Source organism: Brachybacterium sp. UNK5269, assembly GCF_049266655.1.
Taxonomy (GTDB): Bacteria; Actinomycetota; Actinomycetes; order Actinomycetales; family Dermabacteraceae; genus Brachybacterium.
Window position 1 is genome coordinate 771,530 of record NZ_CP184883.1, and the last position, 23,994, is coordinate 795,523.

At 72.4% G+C, this 23,994-nt stretch carries 20 protein-coding genes; 5 read left to right on the forward strand and 15 right to left on the reverse strand.

Translation table 11 applies throughout. The features are described from left to right. The first annotated feature begins 151 nt into the window (after positions 1-151). A complete protein-coding gene (ppc, locus tag ACOJUI_RS03520; protein ID WP_422116719.1) occupies positions 152-2,980 on the forward strand; it encodes a phosphoenolpyruvate carboxylase in 2,829 nt (942 codons plus the stop codon). A 78-nt stretch (positions 2,981-3,058) separates the two neighbouring features. Here the strand turns inward: ppc and ACOJUI_RS03525 are convergent, their stop codons facing one another. The 4 genes from ACOJUI_RS03525 to ACOJUI_RS03540 are packed head-to-tail and all read right to left on the reverse strand — an operon-like array spanning position 3,059 to position 6,278. Then, positions 3,059-4,078, reverse strand: a complete 1,020-nt coding sequence (locus tag ACOJUI_RS03525; protein ID WP_422116720.1) for an aldo/keto reductase — start codon at positions 4,076-4,078, stop codon at positions 3,059-3,061. Positions 4,079-4,125: 47 nt separating this feature from the next. Next, the gene (locus tag ACOJUI_RS03530; protein WP_422116721.1) at positions 4,126-4,680 is read right to left on the reverse strand and encodes a GNAT family N-acetyltransferase; all 555 of its coding nucleotides are present in this window, start codon (positions 4,678-4,680) and stop codon (positions 4,126-4,128) included. Positions 4,681-4,682: 2 nt separating this feature from the next. Further along, on the reverse strand, positions 4,683-5,789 hold the full coding sequence (locus ACOJUI_RS03535; protein WP_422116722.1) for an App1 family protein: 1,107 nt from the start codon (positions 5,787-5,789) through the stop codon (positions 4,683-4,685). 6 nt (positions 5,790-5,795) lie between these two features. Continuing rightward, positions 5,796-6,278, reverse strand: a complete 483-nt coding sequence (locus ACOJUI_RS03540; RefSeq protein ID WP_422116723.1) for a GNAT family N-acetyltransferase — start codon at positions 6,276-6,278, stop codon at positions 5,796-5,798. A 156-nt stretch (positions 6,279-6,434) separates the two neighbouring features. Here ACOJUI_RS03540 and ACOJUI_RS03545 point away from each other — a divergent pair, with 156 nt between their 5' ends. Continuing rightward, on the forward strand, positions 6,435-6,965 hold the full coding sequence (locus ACOJUI_RS03545; protein WP_422116724.1) for a protein tyrosine phosphatase: 531 nt from the start codon (positions 6,435-6,437) through the stop codon (positions 6,963-6,965). A gap of 24 nt (positions 6,966-6,989) precedes the next feature. On the opposite strand, the gene ACOJUI_RS03550 is transcribed toward ACOJUI_RS03545, so the two are convergent. The 6 genes from ACOJUI_RS03550 to ACOJUI_RS03575 all read right to left on the reverse strand — a co-directional run bounded on the left by ACOJUI_RS03550 (position 6,990) and on the right by ACOJUI_RS03575 (position 13,768). After that, the gene (locus tag ACOJUI_RS03550) at positions 6,990-8,129 is read right to left on the reverse strand and encodes a hypothetical protein (protein WP_422116725.1); all 1,140 of its coding nucleotides are present in this window, start codon (positions 8,127-8,129) and stop codon (positions 6,990-6,992) included. A gap of 421 nt (positions 8,130-8,550) precedes the next feature. Then, positions 8,551-10,188 (reverse strand): phosphoglucomutase (alpha-D-glucose-1,6-bisphosphate-dependent), encoded by a 1,638-nt coding sequence (pgm, locus tag ACOJUI_RS03555; RefSeq protein WP_422116726.1) that lies wholly within the window; start codon positions 10,186-10,188, stop codon positions 8,551-8,553. Between the two features lie 110 nt (positions 10,189-10,298). Next, on the reverse strand, positions 10,299-11,126 hold the full coding sequence (locus tag ACOJUI_RS03560; protein ID WP_422116727.1) for a hypothetical protein: 828 nt from the start codon (positions 11,124-11,126) through the stop codon (positions 10,299-10,301). An 80-nt stretch (positions 11,127-11,206) separates the two neighbouring features. After that, the gene (locus tag ACOJUI_RS03565) at positions 11,207-12,223 is read right to left on the reverse strand and encodes an inorganic phosphate transporter (protein ID WP_422116728.1); all 1,017 of its coding nucleotides are present in this window, start codon (positions 12,221-12,223) and stop codon (positions 11,207-11,209) included. Further along, on the reverse strand, positions 12,224-12,859 hold the full coding sequence (locus ACOJUI_RS03570; protein ID WP_422116729.1) for a DUF47 domain-containing protein: 636 nt from the start codon (positions 12,857-12,859) through the stop codon (positions 12,224-12,226). Between the two features lie 282 nt (positions 12,860-13,141). Then, entirely contained in the window at positions 13,142-13,768 is a 627-nt protein-coding gene (locus ACOJUI_RS03575; RefSeq protein ID WP_422116730.1) for a hypothetical protein, read from the reverse strand. Positions 13,769-13,817: 49 nt separating this feature from the next. Between ACOJUI_RS03575 and ACOJUI_RS03580 the strand changes: the two genes are divergently transcribed. Further along, on the forward strand, positions 13,818-14,567 hold the full coding sequence (locus ACOJUI_RS03580) for a PH domain-containing protein (protein WP_422116731.1): 750 nt from the start codon (positions 13,818-13,820) through the stop codon (positions 14,565-14,567). Here ACOJUI_RS03580 and ACOJUI_RS03585 read toward each other — a convergent pair. Then, positions 14,512-15,207, reverse strand: coding sequence for a hypothetical protein (locus ACOJUI_RS03585; RefSeq protein WP_422116732.1), 696 nt, complete (start codon positions 15,205-15,207; stop codon positions 14,512-14,514). The genes ACOJUI_RS03580 and ACOJUI_RS03585 overlap by 56 nt on opposite strands. 184 nt (positions 15,208-15,391) lie before the next feature. Here ACOJUI_RS03585 and ACOJUI_RS03590 point away from each other — a divergent pair, with 184 nt between their 5' ends. Next, positions 15,392-16,552: an ROK family protein gene (locus ACOJUI_RS03590; RefSeq protein ID WP_422116733.1), complete on the forward strand. Its 1,161-nt coding sequence runs from the start codon at positions 15,392-15,394 to the stop codon at positions 16,550-16,552. Between the two features lie 34 nt (positions 16,553-16,586). Here ACOJUI_RS03590 and ACOJUI_RS03595 read toward each other — a convergent pair whose 3' ends face one another. From ACOJUI_RS03595 to ACOJUI_RS03610, 4 genes are read right to left on the reverse strand one after another with little or no spacing between them, the layout of a single operon-like run. Then, on the reverse strand, positions 16,587-17,990 hold the full coding sequence (locus tag ACOJUI_RS03595; protein ID WP_422116734.1) for an ABC transporter substrate-binding protein: 1,404 nt from the start codon (positions 17,988-17,990) through the stop codon (positions 16,587-16,589). A gap of 10 nt (positions 17,991-18,000) precedes the next feature. Beyond that, positions 18,001-18,957, reverse strand: a complete 957-nt coding sequence (locus tag ACOJUI_RS03600) for a carbohydrate ABC transporter permease (protein WP_422116735.1) — start codon at positions 18,955-18,957, stop codon at positions 18,001-18,003. 11 nt (positions 18,958-18,968) lie between these two features. After that, positions 18,969-19,883, reverse strand: a complete 915-nt coding sequence (locus tag ACOJUI_RS03605) for a carbohydrate ABC transporter permease (RefSeq protein WP_422116736.1) — start codon at positions 19,881-19,883, stop codon at positions 18,969-18,971. 29 nt (positions 19,884-19,912) lie between these two features. Continuing rightward, on the reverse strand, positions 19,913-22,153 hold the full coding sequence (locus tag ACOJUI_RS03610) for an alpha-galactosidase (RefSeq protein WP_422116737.1): 2,241 nt from the start codon (positions 22,151-22,153) through the stop codon (positions 19,913-19,915). A gap of 211 nt (positions 22,154-22,364) precedes the next feature. Here ACOJUI_RS03610 and ACOJUI_RS03615 point away from each other — a divergent pair, with 211 nt between their 5' ends. Next, entirely contained in the window at positions 22,365-23,963 is a 1,599-nt protein-coding gene (locus ACOJUI_RS03615; protein ID WP_422116738.1) for an AbgT family transporter, read from the forward strand. The last annotated feature ends 31 nt before the right edge of the window (positions 23,964-23,994 follow it).

Below are 23,994 nucleotides of genomic sequence, written 5' to 3' on the forward strand. Positions count from 1 at the left end.
GCCGCGCTCCGATCGGTTCGTCCGCAGGTCGTCCCCCGGCGGGCGGGGCGGCCCGCTCGCTGTAGTCTGTGCCCGTTCGTTCCGCGCCGACGCGGTCGCCCTGCATGCTGTCGGCGGCCGCTTCGCGGCGTGCCGACTCCCAGGAGGCCCTGTGCCCGATTCCGACGCCATCGTCGTCCCCACCCTGACGAGCGAGTTCCCCGTCGTCGGCGACGATCCCCATATCGACGCCCCGCTGCGGGCCACCGTGCGCCGCCTGTCGACCCTGCTGGGTCGCACGCTGGCCGATCAGCACGGTCCGGAGCTGCTCGAACTGGTCGAGCAGGTGCGGAAGCTGACCAAGGAGGCCAAGTCCGCCGACTCCGAGGCCAGCGCGCACGACGTCCAGCAGCGCCTGTCGGGACTGCCCCTTGAGCAGGCCACCGCGCTGACCCGCGCCTTCACCCAGTACTTCCTGCTGGCCAACGCCGCCGAGCAGGTCTACCGGGTCCGTGCCCTGGAGGAGCGGCCCGCGGCCGAGTCCTGGGTGCCGCGCACCGTGCGCGCCGTCCACGCCGAGCTCGGCGCCGAGGGCCTGCAGCAGGCCGTGGACTCGCTGGACGTGCGCCTGGTCTTCACCGCGCACCCCACCGAGGCCTCGCGCCGTGCGGTGCTGACCAAGCTGCGTCGGATCTCCGACCTGCTCGGCGAGGAGACCGTCGAGGGCACCCCCGAGCGCAAGCGTCAGGACCGCGACCTGGCCGAGCTGATCGAGACGCTCTGGCAGACCGACGAGCTGCGCCGCCAGCGCCCCACCCCGCAGGACGAGGCCCGCAACGCCCTCTACTACCTGCGCCAGATCTACCGCCAGACCATGCCGGGCATGCTCGACGACCTGCGCGAGGAGCTGCGCGAGCACGGCGCGGACCTGCGCGACGACCAGGTGCCGCTGCGCTTCGGCTCCTGGATCGGCGGCGACCGCGACGGCAACCCCTTCGTGACCGCCGAGGTCACCCGCGATGTGCTGAAGCTGCAGGCGGAGGCCGCGATCGAGATCGCGATCGAGACGCTGTCCGAGCTCATCCTCGAGTTCTCCGTCTCCAGCGAGCTGACCGGGGACGATGCGGAGCTGCGGGCGAGCATCGCCGCGGACCTCACCCACGAGTCCGAGGTCGACGCCACCCAGCAGGAGCTGTTCGACCAGGAGCCGTACCGTCTCAAGCTCGGCACGATGCGGGCCAAGCTGCGCGCCACCCGCGATCGCATCCGCTCGGGCGAGGAGCACGTCCACGGCCGGGACTACGGCGACAACGGCGAGCTGCAGGAGGACTTCCGGGTGCTGCGCGAGGCCCTGCGCCGTCACCGCGGCGTCCGAGCGGCCGACGGGGCGCTCGCGATCGCCCAGCAGGTGCTGGCGGCCTCGGGCCTGAACCTGGCCACCCTCGACGTGCGCGAGCACTCCGAGAAGCACCATGAGGTGCTGGCACGGCTGTTCGACCGGGTGGGGGAGCTGGACCGTCCCTACGGCGAGCTCAGCCGCGCCGAGCGCACCTGGGTGCTCTCGGCGGAGCTGGCGAGCCGTCGGCCGCTGGTGGGCTCGGCCATCACCGAGGACACCACGATCCTCGACGACGCCACCCGCACCACCTACAACGTGTTCCGCGAGATCCGGGAGGCGCACCGCCTCTACGGCACCTCCGTGATCGAGACCTACATCATCTCGATGACCCACGACGCCGACGACGTGCTGGCGGCCGCGCTGCTGGCCCGCGAGGCGGGGCTGATCCGCATCGCCGGCGCCGAGGAGACCCGCGCCGACATCGGCTTCGTGCCGCTGCTGGAGGAGGTCGGGGAGCTGCGCCGCGCCGGCGAGATCCTCGACGAGCTGCTCAGCGACCCCACCTACCGCGAGATCGTGCGGCTGCGCGGGGACCGCCAGGAGGTGATGCTCGGCTACTCGGACGGCAACAAGGACGCCGGGGTCATCACCAGCCAGTGGGAGATCCACCAGGCCCAGCGCGCCCTGCGCGATGCGGCGGCCCGGCACGGGGTGACGCTGCGGCTGTTCCACGGCCGCGGCGGCTCCGTCGGCCGCGGCGGCGGCCCCACCTACGACGCGATCCTGGCCCAGCCGTACGGCGTGCTCGAGGGCGAGATCAAGTTCACCGAGCAGGGCGAGGTCATCTCCGACAAGTACATGCTGCCCTCGCTGGCGCGGGAGAACCTCGACCTGTCCCTCGCCGCGGTGCTCGAGGGGTCGGCCCTGCACACCGCGCCGCGCACCCCGGCCCGGCAGCTGGACCACTTCGGCGAGGTCATGCAGACCGTCTCCGATGCGGCCTTCGCGCGCTACCGCACGCTGGTGGACGACGAGAACCTGCCCGAGTACTTCGTGACCTCGACCCCGGTCGAGCAGCTGGGCGACCTGAACATCGGCTCGCGGCCCTCGAAGCGCACCACCTCGGAGAAGGGCCTGGACGGGCTGCGGGCGATCCCGTGGGTGTTCGGCTGGACCCAGTCGCGCCAGATCGTGCCCGGCTGGTTCGGCGCCGGCACCGGGCTCAAGGCGGCCCGCGAGGCCGGGCTCGAGCCGGACCTGCACGACATGCTGCGCAACTGGCACTTCTTCCGCACCGTGATCAGCAATGTCGAGATGACCCTCGCCAAGACGGACATGCAGATCGCCGCGCACTACGTCCACTCGCTGGTGCCCGAGCACCTATGGTACCTGTTCGACCGGATCCGGGAGGAGTTCGAGCTCTCGGTCGCGGAGATCGAGCGGCTCACCGGCGTGCTGGGCCTGCTGGACAACCAGCCGATCCTCAAGCGCACCCTGGCCGTGCGCGACCGCTACCTGGACCCGATCTCCTACATGCAGGTCGCGATGCTGCAGCGGGTGCGGGCGGCCAAGGAGCAGGGCCAGGAGCTCGACCCCGAGCTCCAGCGGGCGCTGCTGACCACCATCAACGGGATCGCCGCCGGTCTGAAGAACACCGGCTGAGCCCCGCCCCCTCGGACGAGGGCCCCGGTGATCCTGCGATCGCCGGGGCCCTCGCCGGTGCGGGGCGGGATCGGGCGCTCAGCGCGCGGCGGTGCCGTCGATCGCGAAGCGGTCGATCGTCGCAAGCTCTTCGGCGGTGAACTCGAGGTTGGTGAGGGTCTCGATGTTCTGCTCGAGCTGGTGCACCGAGGAGGCGCCCACCAGGGCGGTGCTCACCTGCGGATGCCGCAGCGCCCAGGCCAGGGCGAGCTGGGCCAGGGACTGGCCGCGGGCGTGGGCGACCTCGGACAGGCCGCGCACCCGGGTCTGGTAGTCGGGGTCCTTGACCTGCCGCTCGCTGAGCGAGGAGGAGGAGCCGGCCGCCCGGGAGCTGCTGGGGACCCCGTACATGTACCGGTTGGTGAGCAGGCCCTGCTGCAGCGGGGAGAAGGCCGCGAGGCCCACGCCGAGCTCGTCGACGGTCTCGAGCAGACCGTTCTCGATGTGCCGGTTGAACATCGAGTACGAGGGCTGGTGGATGAGCAGCGGGGTCCCCAGGTCCGCGAGGATCCGCGCCGCCTGTCGGGTCTTCTCGGGGGAGTAGTTCGAGATCCCGGCGTACAGCGCCCGGCCGCTCCGGACGGCATGGGCGAGCGCCCCCATGGTCTCCTCGAGCGGGGTGTGCGGGTCCTCGCGGTGGTGGTAGAAGATGTCCACGTAGTCCAAGCCCAGCCGCCCGAGGGACTGGTCCAGCGAGCTCAGCAGGTACTTGCGCGAGCCGCCGTCACCGTAGGGGCCCTCCCACATCTGGTAGCCGGCCTTGGTGGAGACGATGAGCTCGTCGCGGTGGGCGCGGAAGTCCTGCTCGAGGATGCGGCCCACATGGGTCTCCGCGCTGCCGGGGGGCGGTCCGTAGTTATTGGCCAGGTCGAAGTGGGTCACCCCGAGGTCGAAGGCGCGGCGGACGATGGTGCGCAGCTGCCAGGGATCCCGGTTCTCGCCGAAGTTCTGCCAGAAGCCCAGCGAGATGGGGGGCAGCAGCACGCCGGACCGGCCGACGCGGCGGTAGGGGGTGCGGGAATACCGGGTGACAGCGGCGGTGTAGGCGTCTTTGCTCATGACGCCAGCCTAGTCGGCGCGGCCCCGTGCCGAGGCCCGATCCCAGGTCAGAGGGCCGGCAGCGGACGCTCCATGACGTCCATACCGAGCCCGTCGACCTTCAGCTGATCGGCGTCGCCGGCGAAGGGGACACGGGCCCCGGTGGGCGCGAAGCCATGGCGCCGGTACCAGGCGTGGAGCTCCGGGCGGCCCTGCAGCACCTGGATCACCAGCACCTCCACCCCGGCCGCGCGGAGGCGGTCGGCCTGGGCCTCGAGGAGGCGGGTGCCCAGGCCCCGGGACTGGGCCGACGGGTGCACGGCGAACAGGCCGAGCTCGGCGCGCTCGCGCCCGCCCTGACCGGTGGGCTCGCGGCGGGTGTAGCAGCAGCCGAGGACGCGGCCCCCCTGCTCCGCGACCAGCAGCGTGACCGCCTCGTCGGCGAGCATCGCGCGGACCTCGCCGGCGTCGGTGCGGGAGCCGGCCACGAGATGGGCCTCCGTGGTCCAGCCGCCCTCGCCGCGGTAGGCGGACTGCACCAGCTCGACGAGGGCGGGGACGTCCGCCGCCCGGGCCGGGCGCAGCATGGCCTCCAGGCCGCGCCGCGACGTGCGCGCATCCACCGTCATGAGGGGACCACCCCGGTGCGCTCCAGCTCGGCCAGCAGACCGTGGCCGTCGGAGGCCTGCAGCGTCAGCGGGGAGACGTCACCGGGCGCGGCCGGCTCCAGCGGACGCCGCGTGCCGTGGGCGAGCAGCTGCTCGGGCTCGGTGAGCTGGCGGATGAGCACGGCCTCGACCAGCTCGGGGTGCCGGTCGGCGAAGTCGGCATAGATGGAGGGATCGTGCTGACCGTCGTCGCCGACCAGGATCCAGCGCAGGCCCGGGAACGCGCCGACGAGGTGCTCGAGGGAACGGTGCTTGTGGTCGGGGCCCGAGCGGAAGAAGCCGGTGTTGGTGGGCCCCCAGTCCGTCAGCAGCAGCGGACCGTCCGGGTAGCCGTTCTTGTAGAGGAACCGCTTGAGCACGGGGAACACGTTCCAGGCGCCGGTGGACAGGTACACCACCGGCAGGGACGAGTGCTCACGCGCCAGACGCTGGTACAGCATCGGCATCCCCGGCACCACCTGCCGGGAGGACTGGTGCAGGACGAAGGCGTTCCAGAATGCGAGCAGCGGGCGCGGCAGCAGCGTCACCATCACGGTGTCGTCGATGTCGCTGACCAGGCCGATCTCGGCGTCCGGACCCACCACGTCGATGTCGGCCGTCACCTCGTTGCCGGGGATGGTCCACATCACCGCCTCATGGCGCCCGGGAGCGAGCGAGACCTCGAGCGTCGCATCCAGGATCCCGGAGCGGTCCGCGCGCGCGGCGAACTCCTGGTCCCCGAGCAGGATGTGGACGGTCGCGTCGGGCACCACCTGGCTGGCGAAGTTCCGCCAGCCGCGCACCGCCATCGTGCGCATGTCGTGCACCGGCTGGTCATGGAAGTCGGCCGGGGTGCCGGGGGAGGCGTAGAGCACCTTGGCCAGCACCCGCACCTTCTCGGTGGAGCCGTAGCCGTGGAAGGGCTGCAGGCGCGGCTCCCAGCGGAGCCGGCGCAGGGCGCGGCCGACGGTGCTGTTCTTGACGTCCTCGAGCCGGGCCGCCCAGTGGGGGCGGTCGGTCTCCGAGGCTGCCCGGACCGAGCGGAGCGCGGCGCGGGCGGAGGGCAGTCCGGTCAGGGGGCGCACCGGGCGTCAGAGACCGCGGGACATCTTCAGCCAGGCGCTGTCGGGGTCGCCCTCGACGATCTCCCAGCGGTCGCCGGTGTCGGTGAAGCCGAGGCTCTCGTACAGGGCCCGGGCCTTGTTGTCGGGACCGATGTAGAGGGTGACCGTGTCGGCCTGGTCCTCCCGGGCCCAGTCGAAGACCGCCTCGGCGAGCTGCGCGGCGATGCCGCCATGCCGGGAGGCGGGGGTGACCCACATGGCCTGGAGCTCGCGCTCGTTGGCGGGGGAGTCCTCCTCGTGGCGCACGGCGACGACGCCGACGGGCTGGCCCTCCTCCATGGCGAGGAACCACGCGGCGGCGCGGACCCGGTCCTGCCAGACCGAGTCCTCGTAGGTGGACTCCTTGTCCCAGCTCTGCCCGAAGGCGGCCGGATCCGAGCTGAGAGACCGGAGACGGATCTCGCGCACGAGCGACCAGTCGTCGTCGTGGGCGCGGATGATGTCGGCCATGGGTGTCCTCCTGTGCCGTCGTTGCGTGGTCACGGGCCATCATGCCCTGGCGATCATGCACTCGCGCTGCCCGTGGCACCGCCTGCACTCACTGCACAGTGTACGTTCCCAGACACTTCGGCGCTCGCAGCCTCGTGTCGTTGACACAATGGGGTCATGTCACCGACGTCATCGCTTCGACTGCTCACCGTCTGCACCGGCAACGTGTGCCGTTCCCCGGCCGCCGCCGTGATGCTGCGGCAGGCGATCGAGGAGGCGGGGCTCGCCGATCGGGTCGAGGTCGGCTCCGCCGGTCTCAGCTGGGAGGCCGAGGGCATGCCGATGGACGAGCGCACCGAACGGGCGCTCGAGCACGCCGGCTACGCCCGACCGTTCGTGCACACCGCGCGCACCATCCACCTCACCGAGCTGCTGAACTGGGACCTGGTGCTGCCGATGACGGCCGAACATGCGCAGACGCTGCGGCGGATGGCGGCGCAGGCCCCGGAGGGCTCGACGCCGCCGCAGATCGCGATGTGGCGGCGCTTCGATCCGGAGACGGATCCCGAGGCGCCCGAGTCCGAGATCGCGGTGGACGATCCCTGGCACGAGGAGGGGCAGGCGGCCTTCGACCGCACGGTGCGCGAGATGGGGCGCAGCATCCCGGCGCTCATCGCGCAGGTGCAGGAGATGCTCGAGCGGAGCTGACGCAGTCGACCGGCGATTCGGGGTTCAGTCGTCGGTCACGTCGCGGGACGTCGACCGGTGGGTGTACCAGGTCGCGCCCACGAAGCCGGCCGTGGTGAGGAACCCGATGCCCAGCGCGATCGCCAGGACCTGACGGATCTGGCCGAAGGCTGAGTTCGAGTCGTCGGAGATCGCGTTGAACAGGCGGACGACGGGGCCGCCCTCCTCGGCGGCGGCCGAGGGCTGCGGGCGCGGACCCGGCGGCGTGGTCGGCGCATCGGCGCCGGCGTCGGAGACCTCGGTGGAGGTCCTCACCGGTTCCTCGGGGACGTCCGTCGGGTCCTCGATGGCGGGAGTCGGCTCGGGCTCCGGAGCCGGGGTGTCCTCGACGGGAGGCTCCTGCGGCGCGGACGGGGCCTGCTCCTCGGCGGACGCGCCCTCGTCCTCGTCCGACGCCGGGGCGGCCGGGGGCTCGGTGGTCGGCTCCTCCGTCTCCGTCTCGGGCTCCGGCTCGGTGGACGGGGCCTCGGGAGCGACCTCGGGAGAGGTCGGCGTCGGCGGAGCCGGTTCGGTGGACGCGGGCGGGTCGGTGGGCGCCGGCGTCGTGGGCTGGCTCGGCGAGGGGGTCCCGGTCGGAGGCGTGCTGGGCGATGGGCTGGGTGACGGGGTGGGGCCGATGGGCGGTCGGCCTCCGCTGCCGCCCTCGAGGCAGTTCTCCTGGTCGCCGTTCCCGGCACCGGGACCGATCTGCGGGGGAGTCCCCTGGAGCGGGGCCTCGGTCTCGGTGGGCTCTTCCTCGTCGGGGGCCTCGGTCTCGGTGGGCTCTTCCTCGTCGGGGGCCTCGGTCTCGGTGGGCTCTTCCTCGTCGGGGGCCTCGGTCTCGGTGGGCTCTTCCTCGTCGGGGGCCTCGGTCTCGGTGGGCTCTTCCTCGTCGGGGGCCTCGGTCTCGGTGGGCTCTTCCTCGTCGGGGGTCTCGCCCGGGGTGGGCTCTTCCTCGTCGGGGGTCTCGCCCGGCGTGGGCTCGTCCTGGTCGGAGTCCGCGCCGTCGGAGTCCTCGACATCCGGCGTCGGTGCCGTGGGGTCATCGTCCGCGGGAGGGGCTGGAGGGGCGGGTTCTGCGGTGGCGGTGCGGTCGGGATCCGCCAGCTCGGCCAGCGCCGGCGCGGCGGCGAGCGGGATCGTCATGGCCAGGGCGGCGGAGCATGCACACAGGCGCGAGCGGAGTCGCATGGCGTGGTCCCCCCTCCCTGTCGCAGGCACGGTGGCCGCGGTGGACGTCATCTGCGGTGGGCCCGATCGAGCACAGTACCCTACGGAACCTTTACGAACGACCCCCATCGTTCACGCCTCGGTGCAGGGGTGCAAGGGTGGTGTGGAGGGTGCCACGCCCACGTGACACACCAGATATTGGCGCAGAGTTGACCAGTTCTTGACTGACGACCTGCGCCGATGCCGTCCGGGGACCGACGGTGGGACACCCTGCGCGGTCGGCGCAACCTTTCGCGGGGGAGGAGTCCGCGACCCCGGGGCTGCGGAACGGTTCCTCCCCAATCGCGGCGCGGCCGGCGCTGCGGGACTCCGCGCGCCGGCCGTCCGGTGGGGGCCCTCAGTCCGCCAGGGTCTCCTCGACCAGGGCCTTCGCGGCGTCGAGCACCTGGCCGAGATGCTCCTCGCCGCGGAACGACTCCGCGTAGATCTTGTAGATGTCCTCGGTGCCGGAGGGCCGGGCGGCGAACCAGGCGGACTCGGTGGAGACCTTCAGGCCGCCGATCGCCCCGCCTGCCGGGGCCTCGGTGAGCGCGGAGACGATCGGTTCGCCCGCGAGCTCGGTCGCGCTGACCTGATCGGCGCTGAGCGCCTTGAGCTTCGTTTTCTGCTCGCGGGTGGCGGGTGCGTCGATCCGGTCGTAGGCGCTGGTCCCGAACTGCTCGACCAGCTCCGTGTGCAGCGTGGTGGGGGAGCGACCGGTGACCGCGAGGATCTCGGAGGCCAGCAGCGCCAGGATGATGCCGTCCTTGTCGGTCGTCCATACGGAGCCGTCGCGGCGCAGGAAGGACGCGCCGGCGCTCTCCTCGCCGCCGAAGCCCACGGAGGAGTCGATCAGGCCCGGCACGAACCACTTGAAGCCGACCGGGACCTCGAACAGCTCGCGGCCCAGCGAGGCGACGACCCGGTCGATCAGCCTCGAGGAGACCACCGTCTTGCCCACCTTCGCGGTGGCGGGCCAGTCCGGGCGGTGCGCGAACAGGTACTGGATCGCGGTGGCCAGGTAGTGGTTGGGGTTCATCAGCCCGCCGTCGGGGGTGACGATCCCGTGCCGGTCGGCGTCGGCATCGTTGCCGGTGGCGATGTCGAACTCGGAGCGCCGCTCGAGCAGCGAGGCCATCGCCCACGGGCTCGAGCAGTCCGAGCGGATCTTCCCGTCACGGTCCAGGGTCATGAACGACCACTGCGGGTCGACCTCGGGGTTGACCACGGTGAGGTCGAGGTCGTGCATCTCCCCGATCTCGGCCCAGTAGTCGACCGCGGCGCCGCCCAGCGGGTCCGCGCCGATCCGGACCCCGGCGCGTCGGATCGCCTCGAGGTCGACGACGCTCGGGAGGTCCTTGACGTAGGTGTGGAGGAAGTCGTAGCGGGCCGCCTCCTGCAGGGCCTTCTGCCGGCCGTGGCGGCGCACGCCGCGCAGGCCGTCGTGCAGCAGCTCGTTCGCGCGCTCGGCGATCCAGGTGGTCGCATCGGAGTCGGCGGGGCCGCCATGGGGCGGGTTGTACTTGAAGCCGCCGTCCCGGGGCGGGTTGTGGCTGGGGGTGACGACGATGCCGTCGGCCCGGCCCGGATCGTTCGCGGCGCGGTCCTTGTTGTGCACGAGGATCGCGTGGGAGACGGCCGGGGTGGGGGTGTAGCCGTCCAGCGCATCGACCTGGGCGGCCACCTCGTTGCCGGCCAGCACCTCGAGGGCGGTGTCGAAGGCGGGACGCGAGAGGGCGTGGGTGTCGCGGCCGATGAACAGCGGGCCGCGGATGCCCTGGGCGGCCCGGTACTCGACGATCGCCTGGGTGGTCGCCGCGATGTGGTCCTCGTTGAAGCGGTGGTCGAGCGAGGAGCCGCGATGGCCGGAGGTGCCGAAGGAGACGGCCTGGTCCGGATCGGAGGGATCGGGGTGGAGGTCGTAGTAGGCGTCCAGGAGCGCGTCGACGTCGACGAGGTCCTCCGCAAGTGCCTTCTGGCCTGCACGGGGGTGCATTGTCACCACTCCATCCTGGGGTTCGGGGTCACACCGCCACTCTAGGTCAGGGCGGCGCGGGCGGCACGGCCGGGCGCGGGTTCCTGAGACGGCCGCGCCGGCGGTCCGGGTCAGGCGGGCCGCGAGCGCGCCAGCAGCACGATGCCGATGATCGTGAGGACCAGCCCGATCAGCCCGGCCACCACGCCGATGATCGGACCGATCAGCAGCGGGGCGGCCACGCCCAGCAGGTTGTACGGGCCGAGGTAGCCGGGCGCCTCGGTCCCGGTGCAGGTGAGCGTCACCGTGGTGCCGTCCAGGGTGGCGACGCCGAGCACCTGGGCGTACTCCTGGCCGTCGGCGAAGGCGACGACGCCCGAGCTGGGCACGGTGCTCACGGCGCCGGGCGCGGAGCCCTCGGCGGTGCACTCCGCGGCGTCGGCGTCGGCCGCCGGGACGTACACGATGAGCATCTCGTTGGCGCCGACCTCGATCGAGGCGGTGCTGCCGTCCATCGGGGTGGGACCGGAGGCGACGCCCCCGGCGAGCGAGCTCATCGACCAGATGATCCCGCCGATCGCGGCGACCGGCGCGACGACCAGCAGCAGCACCAGTCCGATGATGAGCGGCCAGAGCCCGCGGCGGCGCGAGGGGGCAGAAGGCTGCGGCCCCGTCGCGGGGAGCGGGCCGGTCCGGGGTGCGTAGAGGTCGGCACCGTAATCCTGGCTGCCGAAATCCTGGCTGCCGTAGTTCGGGGAGCCGTAGCCCTGCTCGCCGAAGCCCTGTGCGCCGAAGCCCTGCGGGCCGGGAGCCTGTGCGCCGAAGCCCTGCGCGCCGTAGCCGTTCGGCGCCGCAGCGGATGCTCCGGGGTCTGCTCCCGCAGCGGGGGCGGACGGTCCCGGGAGCCCGTAGCTGGGACGCCGGCGGGGGGCGGGGGTCGTGGACTCGCCGTCGGACATGCGGGCTCCTTCGGAACGGGGGTGGGGAAAGGATAGTGGCCGTTCCTCCGCGGAGTCCGAGACCGCGTCCGGGCGCGGGCTCAGCCTTCCGCGACCTCGAGCATCACTCCGGTCATCGCGGCCGCCACCACGGCGCAGACCACCGGGGTGAGCAGCCAGATGAGGAGCATGGTGCGGGCCACCGGCCAGCGCACCTGCCGCGGACCCATCGCGGCGCCCGCCCCGACCACGCTCGAGGCCAGGGCGTGCGAGCTCGAGACCGGGACCTCGAGCCCCAGCAGGCCCAGCGACATCGTCGTCGCGGCCGAGGTCTCCGCCGCGAGCCCCTGGGCCGCGGAGAGATCGGTGAGGCGGCGGCCGATGGTGCGGATGATCCGGTGACCGCCCATCAGGGTGCCGGCGGCGACGGCCACCGCCACCGGGAGCATCATGGAGACGGCGGTGCTCATCGAGAGCCCCGCAGCCGCTGTCGCCACCACGACGACCGCGAGCGGGAGGCGGGCGTCGTTGAGCCCGTGCCCGGTGGCGACCGCCCCGGCCGAGACGGTCTGGGCGAAGCGGAGATGACCGGGCCGCACCCGCTCGCTGCGGGAGATCCGGTCGATCACCTGCATGATCAGGAACGCGAGAACGGCGGAGAGCACCGGGCCGACGACGGAGACGGCGAGGATGGTGCCCCACCGTCCCCAGGCCGCGGCCGCACCGATCGCGAGCGAGGCGCCGAGGGTCGCGGCGTAGAAGGCATGCCAGGTGGACGACGGCATCCCGATCCACCAGGTCAGCACGCCCCAGAAGATGGTCGTCAGCAGGATCGCGACCAGCGCGACGCCGAGCACGTCCGGACGCGCGGCAGCCTGCTGCGCCAGCGGCGCCATGCCCAGCAGCCGCAGTGCCCACTGGGTGGCGATGGCGATCGCCCCCATCCCCAGCAGCGCGCCCAGCAGGTTCAGGAGGGCAGCCATGGTCAGCGCGGTCGACTCGGGCAGCGAGCGGGTGGTGATCGCCGTGGAGATCGCGTTGGAGGCGTCGTGGAAGCCGTTGAGATAGGCCAGCACCAGTGCCAGACCGATGATCAGGACGAGCAGGAACGGGCTCACTCAGACGTCCTTGACCCGCAGCAGGTCCGCGATGCGAGCGGTGCGCTCGAGCAGGCCGATGGTGGCACGGATCGACTCGGTGACGTCGTGCAGCGGCAGCAGCTCCTGGGTGGCGCCGCCCTGCTTGTAGAGCTCGCCGAGGGACTGGCGCACCAGGCGGTCGCACTGGCGCTTGAGCTTGCGGGTCTGCGGGTAGTAGTCACCCAGCTCGCCGATGTCGGAGAGCTTCCAGGTGGCGGCCACGGTGAGCTCGGCCGCCCGCTCGATGGACCTCGCGGCCTCCAGCAGCGGGGTGGGCAGGACTCCCAGCCGGGAGGCGACCAGGAGCCCGGCGGTGTGCTCCATCGCATCGATGGTGTCGGCCATGGTCAGCGCCAGGTCGTAGAGCATCTCCGCCTCGTAGGGCGTGATCAGCGACTGCGCGAGGCGCTGGGCGATGCGCCGGCACAGCTCCTCGGCGACGGTGGCCTGCTCATGCAGCTTCGGCGCGATGCGGGTGCGCTCGCGGTAGCCCTGGCCCAGCAGCTTCGAATGGGTGTCCGAGGACTGCACCAGCAGCTCGCTGAGCTCGGTGAACAGGTCGTACATGGGGCGCTCGGTGCGCTGCGGGAAGAACCGGGAGAAGAACTGCACCACCGGGGACGCCTCCTCGCGCCTGGGGGCGCCTACCCGCCGCCTGCGCTCCCGTGATCAGGGCGCGGACTGCTCATCATGCATGGACTGCTCGAGGTGTGGGGTGCGCCGGACCGGGATGCGCCTGTCGGCGCGAAGGCCGCTCGAAGCGGCAAATGTTGGAGCCCGGGGCAACCGCGGCCCGGCGCGTGTCCATGGTAGAGCACGCCGCCGGGGCCGGGGCAACCGCAGCCCCGCCCCGCTGTCGCCGGGATCACCGACTCGCCCTCGCTCACCCGCCCGGGCTCAGTCCAGGCGGCCGGCCTCCGCGTGCCGGCCCGCGGCGACGAGCTCCTCGCCGGTGCTGAGCAGTCGCTCGGCCTGCCGGGTGCGCTCGTCGTCCTCGTCCTGGTCGGCCAGATGGGCGGTGCCGTGGGCGATGATCGTCGCGACCGCGCCGGCCCGTCGCAGGGCCAGACCGAGGTCGCCGGTGAACGCCCCGCGCAGGATGTCGTCCATGGTGCGACGGACCTGGTCGACGTCCGGCGGCTCCGCGAAGCCCGAGAGGTAGCGCAGGCCCGGGATCGTGCGCGAGCCCGCCCGGTAGCGGCGCACCACATCGTCCCCGTTCATCTGCACCCAGGTGTGCAGCACGTACAGCCGCCAGAGGGCGCCGGGCAGGGTGGTGGCCGGCGAGCCCGACCAGAGCGCCGCCAGGTCCGTCAGGCCGTCGGCGGCGGCCAGGCGGATCACGCGCTCGACGACCTCCGGGTCGGAGCTGCGGTAGACGCCGTGGAGCAGGGCCTGGGCCGAGTCGTGGGCCAGCTCGGTCCGGGCGGAGGGATCCGGTTCCCCGGGGATGGCGTCCGCGACGGAGGCGTACAGCGGTGCGGGCCGGCGGAAGCGGGAGGCGGAGGAGTCGTGCGAGGGCATGCTCTGCACACTACGCGCCGCATCCATGGGCCCGCACTATCCTGCGGCCATGACCATTCCTCGGCAGATCGGTCCCGACACCGGTCCGCGCACCGCCCTGCCGGACTACTCCCGCAGCACGGCCACCGTCGAGCGGATGATCTCGGCGCTGCGCTCCGGCCGGGGCGGGCGCCAGGGGGCCGGCGCCGGTCCGGTCCGGGCCCTGTTCCCGATCGCCGCCACCCGGGACACCGCGCTGCGGGCCGTCGTCTCCGCGCTCTGCTGCGGCGGCGCGCTGGTCGCGGCGGTGGGCGTCGTGCTGCTGGCGCTGAGCCCCGAGGACGGGCGCTCCCCGGGGGTCGGTCTGCTGATCGTGATGGGTGCGCTGGGCGCGCTGGGTCTGGTGCTGCTGCTGCTGGGACTGCGCTTCGGGATCGTGGCGCTGGGCACCGCGCGCTCCCGGGTGGAGATCTCCGAGCAGGGGCTGCGGGTGGTCGGCGCCCTCCGCTCCCGCTGGGTGCCCTGGCACGATGTGATCGCCGTGGAGTCCCGCGTGGTCCATCCGGTGCACTGGCTCACCGCGGCGCTGCGCCTGCGGGACGGCAGCCGGGTGCTGATGCCCGCCTTCGACCGGCACATCTGGACCTACGCCGCGCCCTCCGGGCAGGACATCCGAGCCCTGCGCACCGAGCTGCGTCGCCGCGAGCAGGGCGCGCGGGGACCGCTCTCAGGCAGGGACGCCCCGGGTGGGGGCACGGGGCCGCTCAGGCGGCGGGGGTCGGGGCCTGGCTGCGACCGTCCTCCCACAGCAGCCGGGTAGCCTCGGCGACGCCGGCCGGGGCGATGTCGGAGACGCGCAGGATGCCGTCGGCGTCCAGCGGCAGATGACCGATCCGCCAGCGGCCGTCCTCCTCGACGTGGAACATCAGCGGCACCGCGTCGTCCGGCGCGGAGAGGTCGGTGCGGCGCAGGGACACCGTGCGCTGGTTGCCGCCCTCGAGGAAGGCGAGCACGATGTCCGAGACCGAGGCGGGCACGTGCGCGGCGTCGGGGAGGGCGGAGACCACGAAGGAGTCCAGCTCGTCCTGGGTGAGCATGATGATCGCCTCCTCCGCCTTGATGATGAAGGCCATCCGCATCGCGTCGCCCTCGGCCAGCGCGATCCCCAGCCAGCGGTCCGCGGAGGTCAGCGCGGTGGCGATGACCTGGCCCTCCTCGCCGAGCAGCCACTGGCCGTCGTCGGAGCGCTCCACCTTCCCGCGGGCGCGCAGCCCCGAGGTGACCGCGGCGGTGACGAACTCCTGGGCCTCCGCCGGAGCGCTGCGCAGCCCCACCTGCTCGCGGGTGATCAGACCGTTCGGCGTGCGGCGCAGGCCCAGCATGAAGTCGATCTCGTAGGCCGTGTAGATCGTGATCTGCTCGTCCTGCACCGGGGCGGCCCCTCGTGCGTCCTCGGTCATGGGATCCCCCGTCACTGGTCGGTGCCTGCTCCCGACGCCGCCGCCGGCGGGTCGGGATCCGTCGTCACCGGAAGCATGGCAGATGGGCGCAGCGCCCGTCATCCGGTGCCCGGGGAGGTGGACGGCGCCCGACCGTGCGGGAGGGCGGACGGTCCGCGGTGATCACCGCGGATAGGCTCGGGCAATGCGACGGGACGAGCACGGCGAGGCCATGGTGATGAGCACGGCGCCCGCTCTCGGCAGCGAGAGCATGCGCTCGGTCTACCGCGACCTGCTGCGCTTCGGCCCCCGTTCGCGCAGCGAGCTCAGCACCCGGCTGGGGCTGTCCGCGCCGACGGTCACCCGCGTCACCCGGGAGCTGCTCGAGGGCGGGCACGTGCATCTGCTGGAGTCCGTCGCCCAGGCCAAGGGTCGTCCGCAGGAGCCGCTGGACATCGAGGAGAACGACGGGCCGCGCTTCATCGGCGTCAAGGTCACCGCCGACGGGGTCCACGCCGTGGTCACCACGGTGCGCGGCAACACCCTCGAGGAGCTGGTGCTGCCACTCGTGGACCCCTCGCCGGCGACCGTCGAGGAGACGATCGTCGACCCGGTCTCGGCGATGCTCGGCGCCCATCCGCGGGTGGCCGGGATCGGGGTGAGCCTGGGCGGGAGAGTGGCCGGCCGGCGCCGGGTGATCAGCTCCGGGCAGCTGGGCTGGGACGCGCCGCACGACCTGGCCGCCCGGCTCGAGACGCGCCTGCAGCGCCCCGTGGTGGTGGAGAACGACCTGGTGGCGATGGCCAACGGTCTGCAGTGGTTCGGGATCGGGCGCGCCTACCGCTCCTTCGCGGTGCTCACCGTGGGGGCCGGGGTGGCGATCGGCTCCGTGGTCGAGGACCGCGTCATCGAGGGGCGCACCCACCTGGCCGGCGTCACCGAGCTGCTGCCCGTCGGGCCCGGTCCCGACGGCGGCCCCCGCACCCTCGGGGAGGCGGCCCGGACCGATCAGCTGCTGGACCGGGCCCGCCGGGCCGGGACGCTCGGGGCCGGGGAGGGCCTGGAGCGCCTGCGGGAGCTGCTGGTGGCCGGGGACCCCGCGGCCTGCGCGATCGCCCAGGACGTGACCGTCGCCCTCGGTCGGGCCGCCGCCGCCGTGGTCGCCCTGCTGGACCCGGAGGCGATCGTGCTGGGCGGGGAGACCGTGGATCTGGTGCGCAGCGCGCAGCCCAGCCTGGAGGCGCTCCTGCGGGAGGCCGTCGCCCCCGCTCAGCGCGCGCTCGTGGTGCGCGAGCTGAGCGGGGACTTCGACGAATGGGCCCGGGGCGCCGCCGTCATCGCGATCCAGGAGTACGTGGGGCGCTGACCCGGCGCGGGGAGCTCCGCGCCGGGCGCCCGGATCAGTCGAACAGGGCGTTGACCCGCTCGTTGTACGCGGCGAAGTCCGCGCCGTCGATCCGCCGCAGCCAGCACTGGTCGAAGGCCGGCTGCATGATCGGCGCGATCGACGCGGAGTTCTCCACCAGCGGGTAGAGGCCGGTCTCCCCGTTCAGCACCCGGTCGGTGAAGGGCGTGACGTCCAGCCCCGCCTCGTCGTAGCTGTCGATCGCCGCCTGGGTCCCCACATCGGTCGACGGGAAGAACGGTGCGCGGCTGCCGATGATCTCCTGGGCCTCGTCGGAGGCGAGGAAGGCGATCAGCCGGGCGGCCTCCTGCTTGTGCTCGGACTGCTCGGAGATCGAGTCGCCGAGCCCGTTGAACATCGAGACGGGGGTGCCCACGGGCCCGGCCGGCAGCGGGGCGATGCTGAGCTCGACGCCCTCGAGGTTGTTGAAGGTGGTGATCATCCACGACCCCACCGTCGCCAGCGCCGAGCTGCCCGCCTGCAGCTGGGCCGAGGCCGGACTGGACTCCCCGAAGGTGCCGAAGGGCGGGAAGAAGCCCTTGTCCACCAGCCCGAAGTACCAGTCGATCGCGGCCACGAAGCGGTCGTCGTCGTAGTTGAAGCGGGTGCCCCAGGTCTCCGCGTCGGTGAAGGTCCAGCCGGTCGACAGGGCGAAGGGGGACCAGCTGGTCTGGCCGGTGTAGTCGATCCCGGGATCGGCGGCCAGCCCGTAGCGGGCGATGCTGGTGGGGTCGAAGCCCTCCTGATCGCCGCGGACGCCGTTGGTGTCCAGGGTGAGCCGGGCCAGCATCTGCTCGAAGGTGCCGCCGTCCTCGGGGTTCCAGTCCAATCCCTCCAGGTCCTCGGGGCTCAGCCCCTCCGCCTCCAGCATCTTCTGGTCGTAGAGCACCGCGATGGTGTCGTAGTCCTTGGGCACGCCGTAGCGGCGACCGTCCTGACCGGTCCACAGCTCCTGCAGGCCCTCCTGGAACTGCTCGGCCGGGATCGCGTCGAGCGCCGGCAGGCCGTCCAGCGGGGCGAGCACCCCGAGGGCCAGGAACTCCGGGTAGCGGGCGAGGTGGTCGGTGAAGGCGTCGGGGCCGGCCTCGGCCACGAAGCTCGCCGTCAGCTTCGTCCAGTAGTCGTCCCAGCCCAGCTGGGTGACCCGCACGAAGATGTCGGGGTTGAGGTCCATGAAGCGCTCGATCGCCGCCGAGTAGGCCGGCAGCTGCAGGGCGTCCCACAGCCAGTAGTCGATCTCGGTGGCCCCGGCCGGGGCGGCCGTGGTCCCGCAGGAGGACAGGGCGCCCGCGCCGACGGCGCCGGTGGCCAGCGCCGCGGAGCCCTGCAGCAGCCGACGCCGGCTGAGGCCGCGTCCGCGGGCGCCGGGGGTTCGTGCCGGGTGGTTCGGGGAGTTCATCTGGGGCACCTCACTTGATCCCGCTGAAGCCGATGGAGTTGACGATCCGCTTCGCGAACAGCGCGAAGAGGATCAGCATGGGGGCGGCCGCGACCAGGGTCGCCGCCATCAGGCCCGACCAGTCCGGGCCGGTGCCCGGCGCCTGGGCGCGGAACACCCCCAGGGCGACGGTGAGCACCCGGGACTGATCGGTGTAGGAGACCATCAGCGACCAGAAGTACTCGTTCCAGGCGGTCATGTAGGTCAGCAGTGCCAGGGTGGTCAGCGGGGCGACGGACATCGGCAGGATGAGGGTGAAGAACACCCGCACCTTGCTGGCGCCGTCGATCAGCGCGGCCTCCTCGACCTCCCGCGGGACGTTGTTGAAGAACTGCCGCAGGAAGAAGATCGCGAAGCTGGAGATGAACAGGCTCGGCAGCATGATCCCGAGCAGGGTGTCCACCAGGCCCAGGTTCTTGATCAGGATGAAGTTGGGCAGCAGGGTGAAGATCTGCGGGATCATCAGCGAGCCCAGGAAGATCAGGAACACCGTGTCCCGGCCGCGCCAGTGCAGGCGCGAGAAGGCGTAGGCCGCCATCGCGCAGGAGAAGGTCTGCACGACGGTGATGGTGGTCGCGACGACCACCGAGTTCAGCAGGTAGCGCCAGAAGTTGATGGAGGCGCCGGACCCGCCCTGGGCGATCGCGGTCTCCACGTCCTGCAGGCCGAAGACACGCTCGAAGCCGCCGCTGTTCAGACCCACCGGCAGCAGGCTGGAGGGGTCGGTGGCCAGGGCGTTGTTGCTGGACAGCGCCGTGCGCAGCATCCAGTAGAAGGGGAACAGGGTGATGAACAGGAACACGATCATCACCGCCCAGGCGACGACCTTCCCCCAGGGGAAGGGCTTCCTGGTGCGGCCGGGGGTGGGGCGCTCGGCGGCCGACGGGCTCGTGGGCGCCGGGCCGCGGGTGGGAGCTGTGGTGGTCATCTGTCTCTCCCTCAGTTCAGGTCCGACTGACCGGCATTGCTCATCCGGTACTGCGCGAAGGTGATGATCATGAGGATGACCAGCAGGGCCACCGACAGCGCCGAGGCGTAGCCGAACTGGTACTGGCCGAAGGCGTTCTCGTAGATGTACATCTGCAGCACCTTGGAGGCGTCGGCCGGACCGCCCTGGGTGGTCACCGAGACGGTGTCGAACACCTGGAAGCTGCCGATGATGGTCATGATCAGCACCAGCGCCAGGATGGGGCGCAGCAGCGGCAGGGTGATGTAGCGGAACATGCCGATCTCCCCGGCGCCCTCGGTGCGGGCCGCCTCGTAGAGGTGCCCCGGGATCGCCTGCAGACCCGCGAACAGCAGCAGGGCGGTGTAGCCCATGTGCCGCCACACGTTGACCAGCGCGACGGTCGGGATCACCCAGGTCTCGCTGGCCCAGAACGAGATCGGGTCGAAGCCGACCCACTGCAGGAAGATGTTGAAGATGCCCAGCTGGGAGTCGAGGATCCACAGGAACACGAGCGCCGCGACCACGTTGGAGACCAGATAGGGGGCCAGCACCAGCGAGCGCAGGATCGTGGACTGGGTCAGGCGCTGCATGAGCACCGCGATCACCAGGGCCACGACGGTCTGGATGCCGATGTTCAGCACCACGTACCAGATCGTCACCTTGAGGGAGTTCCAGAACACGGGGTCGGTGAGCAGGGCCTGGTAGTTCGCCAGCCCCACCCACTGCGGGGGAGTGAGGGTCGTGTACTCGGTGAACGAGTAGTACAGACCGGTCAGCAGCGGCCACACGAGGAACACCAGCAGGCCGACGGACGCGGGCGCGATGAACAGCAGCGCGAGCTTCGTGTCGTCCTTCCGGCGGCGGCGTGTGGGGACCGACCGCGTCGACGTCGTCGCGGTGGACATGGGCACCTTCTTCCTGTGATGGGGGTGGTTCAGCGGGTGCGCTCGCCCTCGCGGCGGAGGGAGAACAGCAGGGCCTGCTCGGGATCGAGCAGGGGAGCGGCAAGACCGGAGCGGACCAGGACGGCGCCGGGCACCAGCAGGCCGTCCGCGTCGGCGGCGCGGCGCAGCCAGGCCGGCGCCCCGAGGCCCGAGGGGCGCTCGCCGATCTGCAGCGGACGGATCCGGTAGAGAGCCTCCGCGTCCAGGCCCGGGAAGCGCAGCCGCTCCTGGTGGGACTCGCCCGAGCGGGTGACGGCGGCCAGGGTGAACAGCGCCTCGTCGGCGTGCTCGGAGACCACGCCGTGCAGCCACAGGGAGGTCTCCCCGCGGTCGGCGCGCACCAGGTCGCCGGTGAACAGCAGCTCGCGGTGCTGCGTGAACAGGGTGATCCACTCGCGCAGCTCGGCGAGCTCCGCCTCCGAGGCCCGGGCCAGGTCCCATTCGATCCCGAGGTGGCCGAACAGCGCGGAGGCGGCGCGGAAGCCCAGGGTGTGGAGGCGCCCGGTGGTGTGGGAGCGGCCAGAGGCGATGTGGCTGCCCATCAGCTCGAGCGGGATCAGCTGGGAGGTCCAGCGGTTCATCTGCTGGCGCTCCAGCGGGTCGATGCAGTCCGAGACCCACACCCGGTCGGTGCGCTCGAGCACCTCGAGGTCCACGCGGGCGCCGCCCGAGGAGCAGGACTCGATCTCCAGCCCCGGATGGGCCTGCTTGAGGGCGTCCATCAGGCGGTAGGTGGCCAGGGTCTGCTCGTGCACCGCGGCGTGCCCGCTGCTGCGGGTGGCGGCCTCGAGCAGGTCGCGGTTGTGGTCCCACTTGAGGTAGCCGATGTCGTAGGTCTCGAGCACGGCGTTCATCTGGCCCAGCACGTGCTCGAAGGCCGCCGGGATCGACAGGTTCAGCACCTGCTGGTTCCGGGAGGGCAGGGGCATCCGGTCCGGGGAGGGGGCCATGATCCACTCGGGGTGCGCGCGGGCCACGTCGGAGTCCTCGTTGACCATCTCCGGCTCGAACCACAGCCCGAACTCCATCCCCAGGTCGGTGACGTGGTCGATCAGCGGTCCGAGCCCGTCCGGCCAGACGTCGTCGGAGACCACCCAGTCGCCGAGCCCGGAGGTGTCGTCGCGGCGGGAGCCGAACCAGCCGTCGTCGAGCACGAAGCGCTCGACGCCGAGCGCGGCGGCCCGGTCGGCGAGGTCGGTGAGCCGGGCGAGGTCGTGGTCGAAGTAGACCGCCTCCCAGACGTTCAGGGTCACCGGGCGCCGGGTGCTGACGTGGTGGGGGCGCGAGCGCAGGTGGCGGTGGAAGCGGGCGGCCACCGCGTCGAGGCCCTCGCCGTAGGAGGCGTACAGCCAGGGACCGCGGTACTGCTGGCCCGGTGCGAGGCGCAGCTCGCCGGGCAGCAGCAGCTCGCCGCCGCCCAGGAGCCGGGCGCCGGTGTTGGTCTGCTCGGCCAGGTGGCGGTGGTTGCCGGAGAAGGCGGTGTGCACGCCCCACACCTCGCCGTGGCGGAAGCCGAACCCGGGTCGGCCGGCGTGGAGGACGTGGGCGGCGTCCGGACCGGTGCGTCCGCGGCGGTTCTCGCGCAGGTGGGTGCCCACGGTGAAGGCCCGGCGCTGCGGGGTGCGCTCCTTCGCCCAGCGCCCGGCGAAGTCCAGCAGCTCGTCGGCGTCGGAGGGGACCGGGACCGTCACGGTCAGCTCGTCGAGGGCGTAGGGCGTCTCGCCGGTGTTGGTCAGGGCGGCGCGCATCCGCAGCAGACCCGAGGCGAGCAGCTCGACCTCGAGGGCGACCGCGAGGCCGAGCTGCTCGTCGGCGAGGTCGCAGCGCAGCGTGCCCGCGCCGGTCTCGACGTGGGCGGCGGTCACCGGCAGCTCGTTCAGGGCCAGGGTGCGGGTGTGCAGGCGGGGGGCCCAGCCGGAGCCGTCGGGGCGGGAGCCGCTCAGTCCCGGCCGCCCGATCCAGCCGTCGGACTGCTGGGGGATGATCCCGATGCGGACGGGCACGTCGACCGCATTGTTGGCCACGGGCTCGACGGCGGCCTCGCAGACGGCGTCCAGTCCCTCGGGACCGAGCGCTCCGAGGGCCGCGCCCCAGTGGGCGATGGCCGGGAGCCGGCCGTCGGTGACGTCCAGGACCACCGAGACGCCGGCGGCGCTCAGGTGGATGCGGTGGGTCGCGCCCGGGCTGGGGGCGAGGACGGCGGGATCGACGGGGATCCGGTGGGGGGACATCGATGGCCTCCGGGTGGTGCGGGGTGCGGGGACGGCAGGTCCGCGAACTCGCCGCCCCGCCAATAGTTACGTCCTGAAAGTAAGTGCTGGCGATCGGTTCGTCAAGGCGGGCGGCGTCCCGGCCGACGCGGGGAGCCCTACGATGGCCACTCGCGTGCGGGCCCCGCGCGCCGCCCCCTGCGCGGGGCGCCCTGCGCCGTGGAGGAGACCGATGTCCAGCTCCGTCCCCGCCCTCCGCCCGCGACGGCTGGACCGGGCGCTCGACCGCGTCGAGCAGATCGGCAACCGGCTGCCCGATCCGCTGGTGCTGTTCGCCGCCCTGTTCCTCCTCACCGCCGTGCTGACCACCGTGCTGGGGGCGCTCGGGGCGCAGGTCCAGGTGCCCGGCCAGGACGAGCCGACCACGGTCCAGCCCTTCTTCAGCAGCGCGGGACTGACCTGGTTCACCACCACCCTGGGGGAGAACTACATCGGGTTCCCGCCGCTGGTCAACGTGCTGCCGATCGTGCTGGCGGTGGGGATCGCGGAGGGCTCGGGGCTGCTCAGCGCCGCCATCCGCGCCCTGTTCGGCTCCGCGCCGCGCTGGCTGCTGCCCTATGTGGTGGCTCTGGTGGGGGTCAACGGCAACCTCATGAGCGACACCTCCTTCGTGGTGATCCCACCGCTGGCGGCGCTGGTGTTCGCCGCGGCCGGGCGCCATCCGGTGGCCGGTCTGCTCGGGGGCTTCGCGGCCGTCGGCGCCTCCTTCTCGACCGCCATGCTGCCCTCGCCGATCGATGCGAACTTCGCCGGCATCACCACCGAGGTGATGGGCGTGCTGCCGGCCTCGCTCGGGGCCGAGCCGGTCAGCGTGGTCTCGAACTACTGGATCAACATCGCCTCCTGCCTGGTGCTGGTCCTCGCCTGCGGCGCGCTCATCGACCGGGTGCTCGAGCCGCGGCTGGAGCGGGCCGGCATCCCGCGCACCATGGGCACCGGCGAGGCCCCCGATACCGGCGCGGGGACGGCGCCGGCGGAGGGGACGGGCGCGGTCAGCACCGACCTCGGGGCGCAGGAGAAGCGGGCGCTGCGCTGGGCCGGCGTCGCGCTGCTCGCCCTGGTGGCGGCCATCGTGGCGATCGCCGTCGCGCCGATCTCGCCCTGGCGGAACGAGGACGGCGGCCTGCTGCCGACGTCCCCGTTCATGGGCTCCATCGTCTTCCTCATCGTGATGGTCTTCTCCGTGACCGGCATCGTCTACGGGGCGGTGGCGGGCACCATCCGCGGCGGCGCCGACGTCGCCGCCCAGATGGGACAGGGCCTGCGCTCGATGACCAGCTTCCTGGTGGTCGCCTTCGCCCTGGCCCAGTTCCTGGCCCTGTTCGAGTGGAGCGGCGTGGGCACCTACCTGGCCGTGCACGGCGCCACCTGGCTCGAGCGGGCGCAGCTCGGCGGGCTGCCGGTGGTGGTGGCCTTCGTGGTGCTCTGCGCCCTGGCGAACCTCTTCATCACCTCCGGCACCTCCATGTGGGGGCTGATGGCGGTGGTGTTCGTCCCGATGCTCGCCTTCTCCGGGCTGGAGCCGGCCTTCGTCCAGGCCGCCTTCCGGATCGGGGACTCCTCCACCCAGATCATCACCCCGCTGAGCCCCTACCTGATCGTGCTGCTGGGGATGCTGCGCCGGTACGAGCCCGGCGCGGGGCTGGGGACCCTGGTGGCCCGGCTGCTGCCCTTCACGATCGTGTTCTTCACCGTGTGGGTGGCGGTGCTGCTGGTCTTCTACGGCCTGGACCTGCCGATCGGCCCCGCCAACGACATCCACCTCGACTGAGGTCCGCCGCACCCGCCGTGTCCGCCGAGCG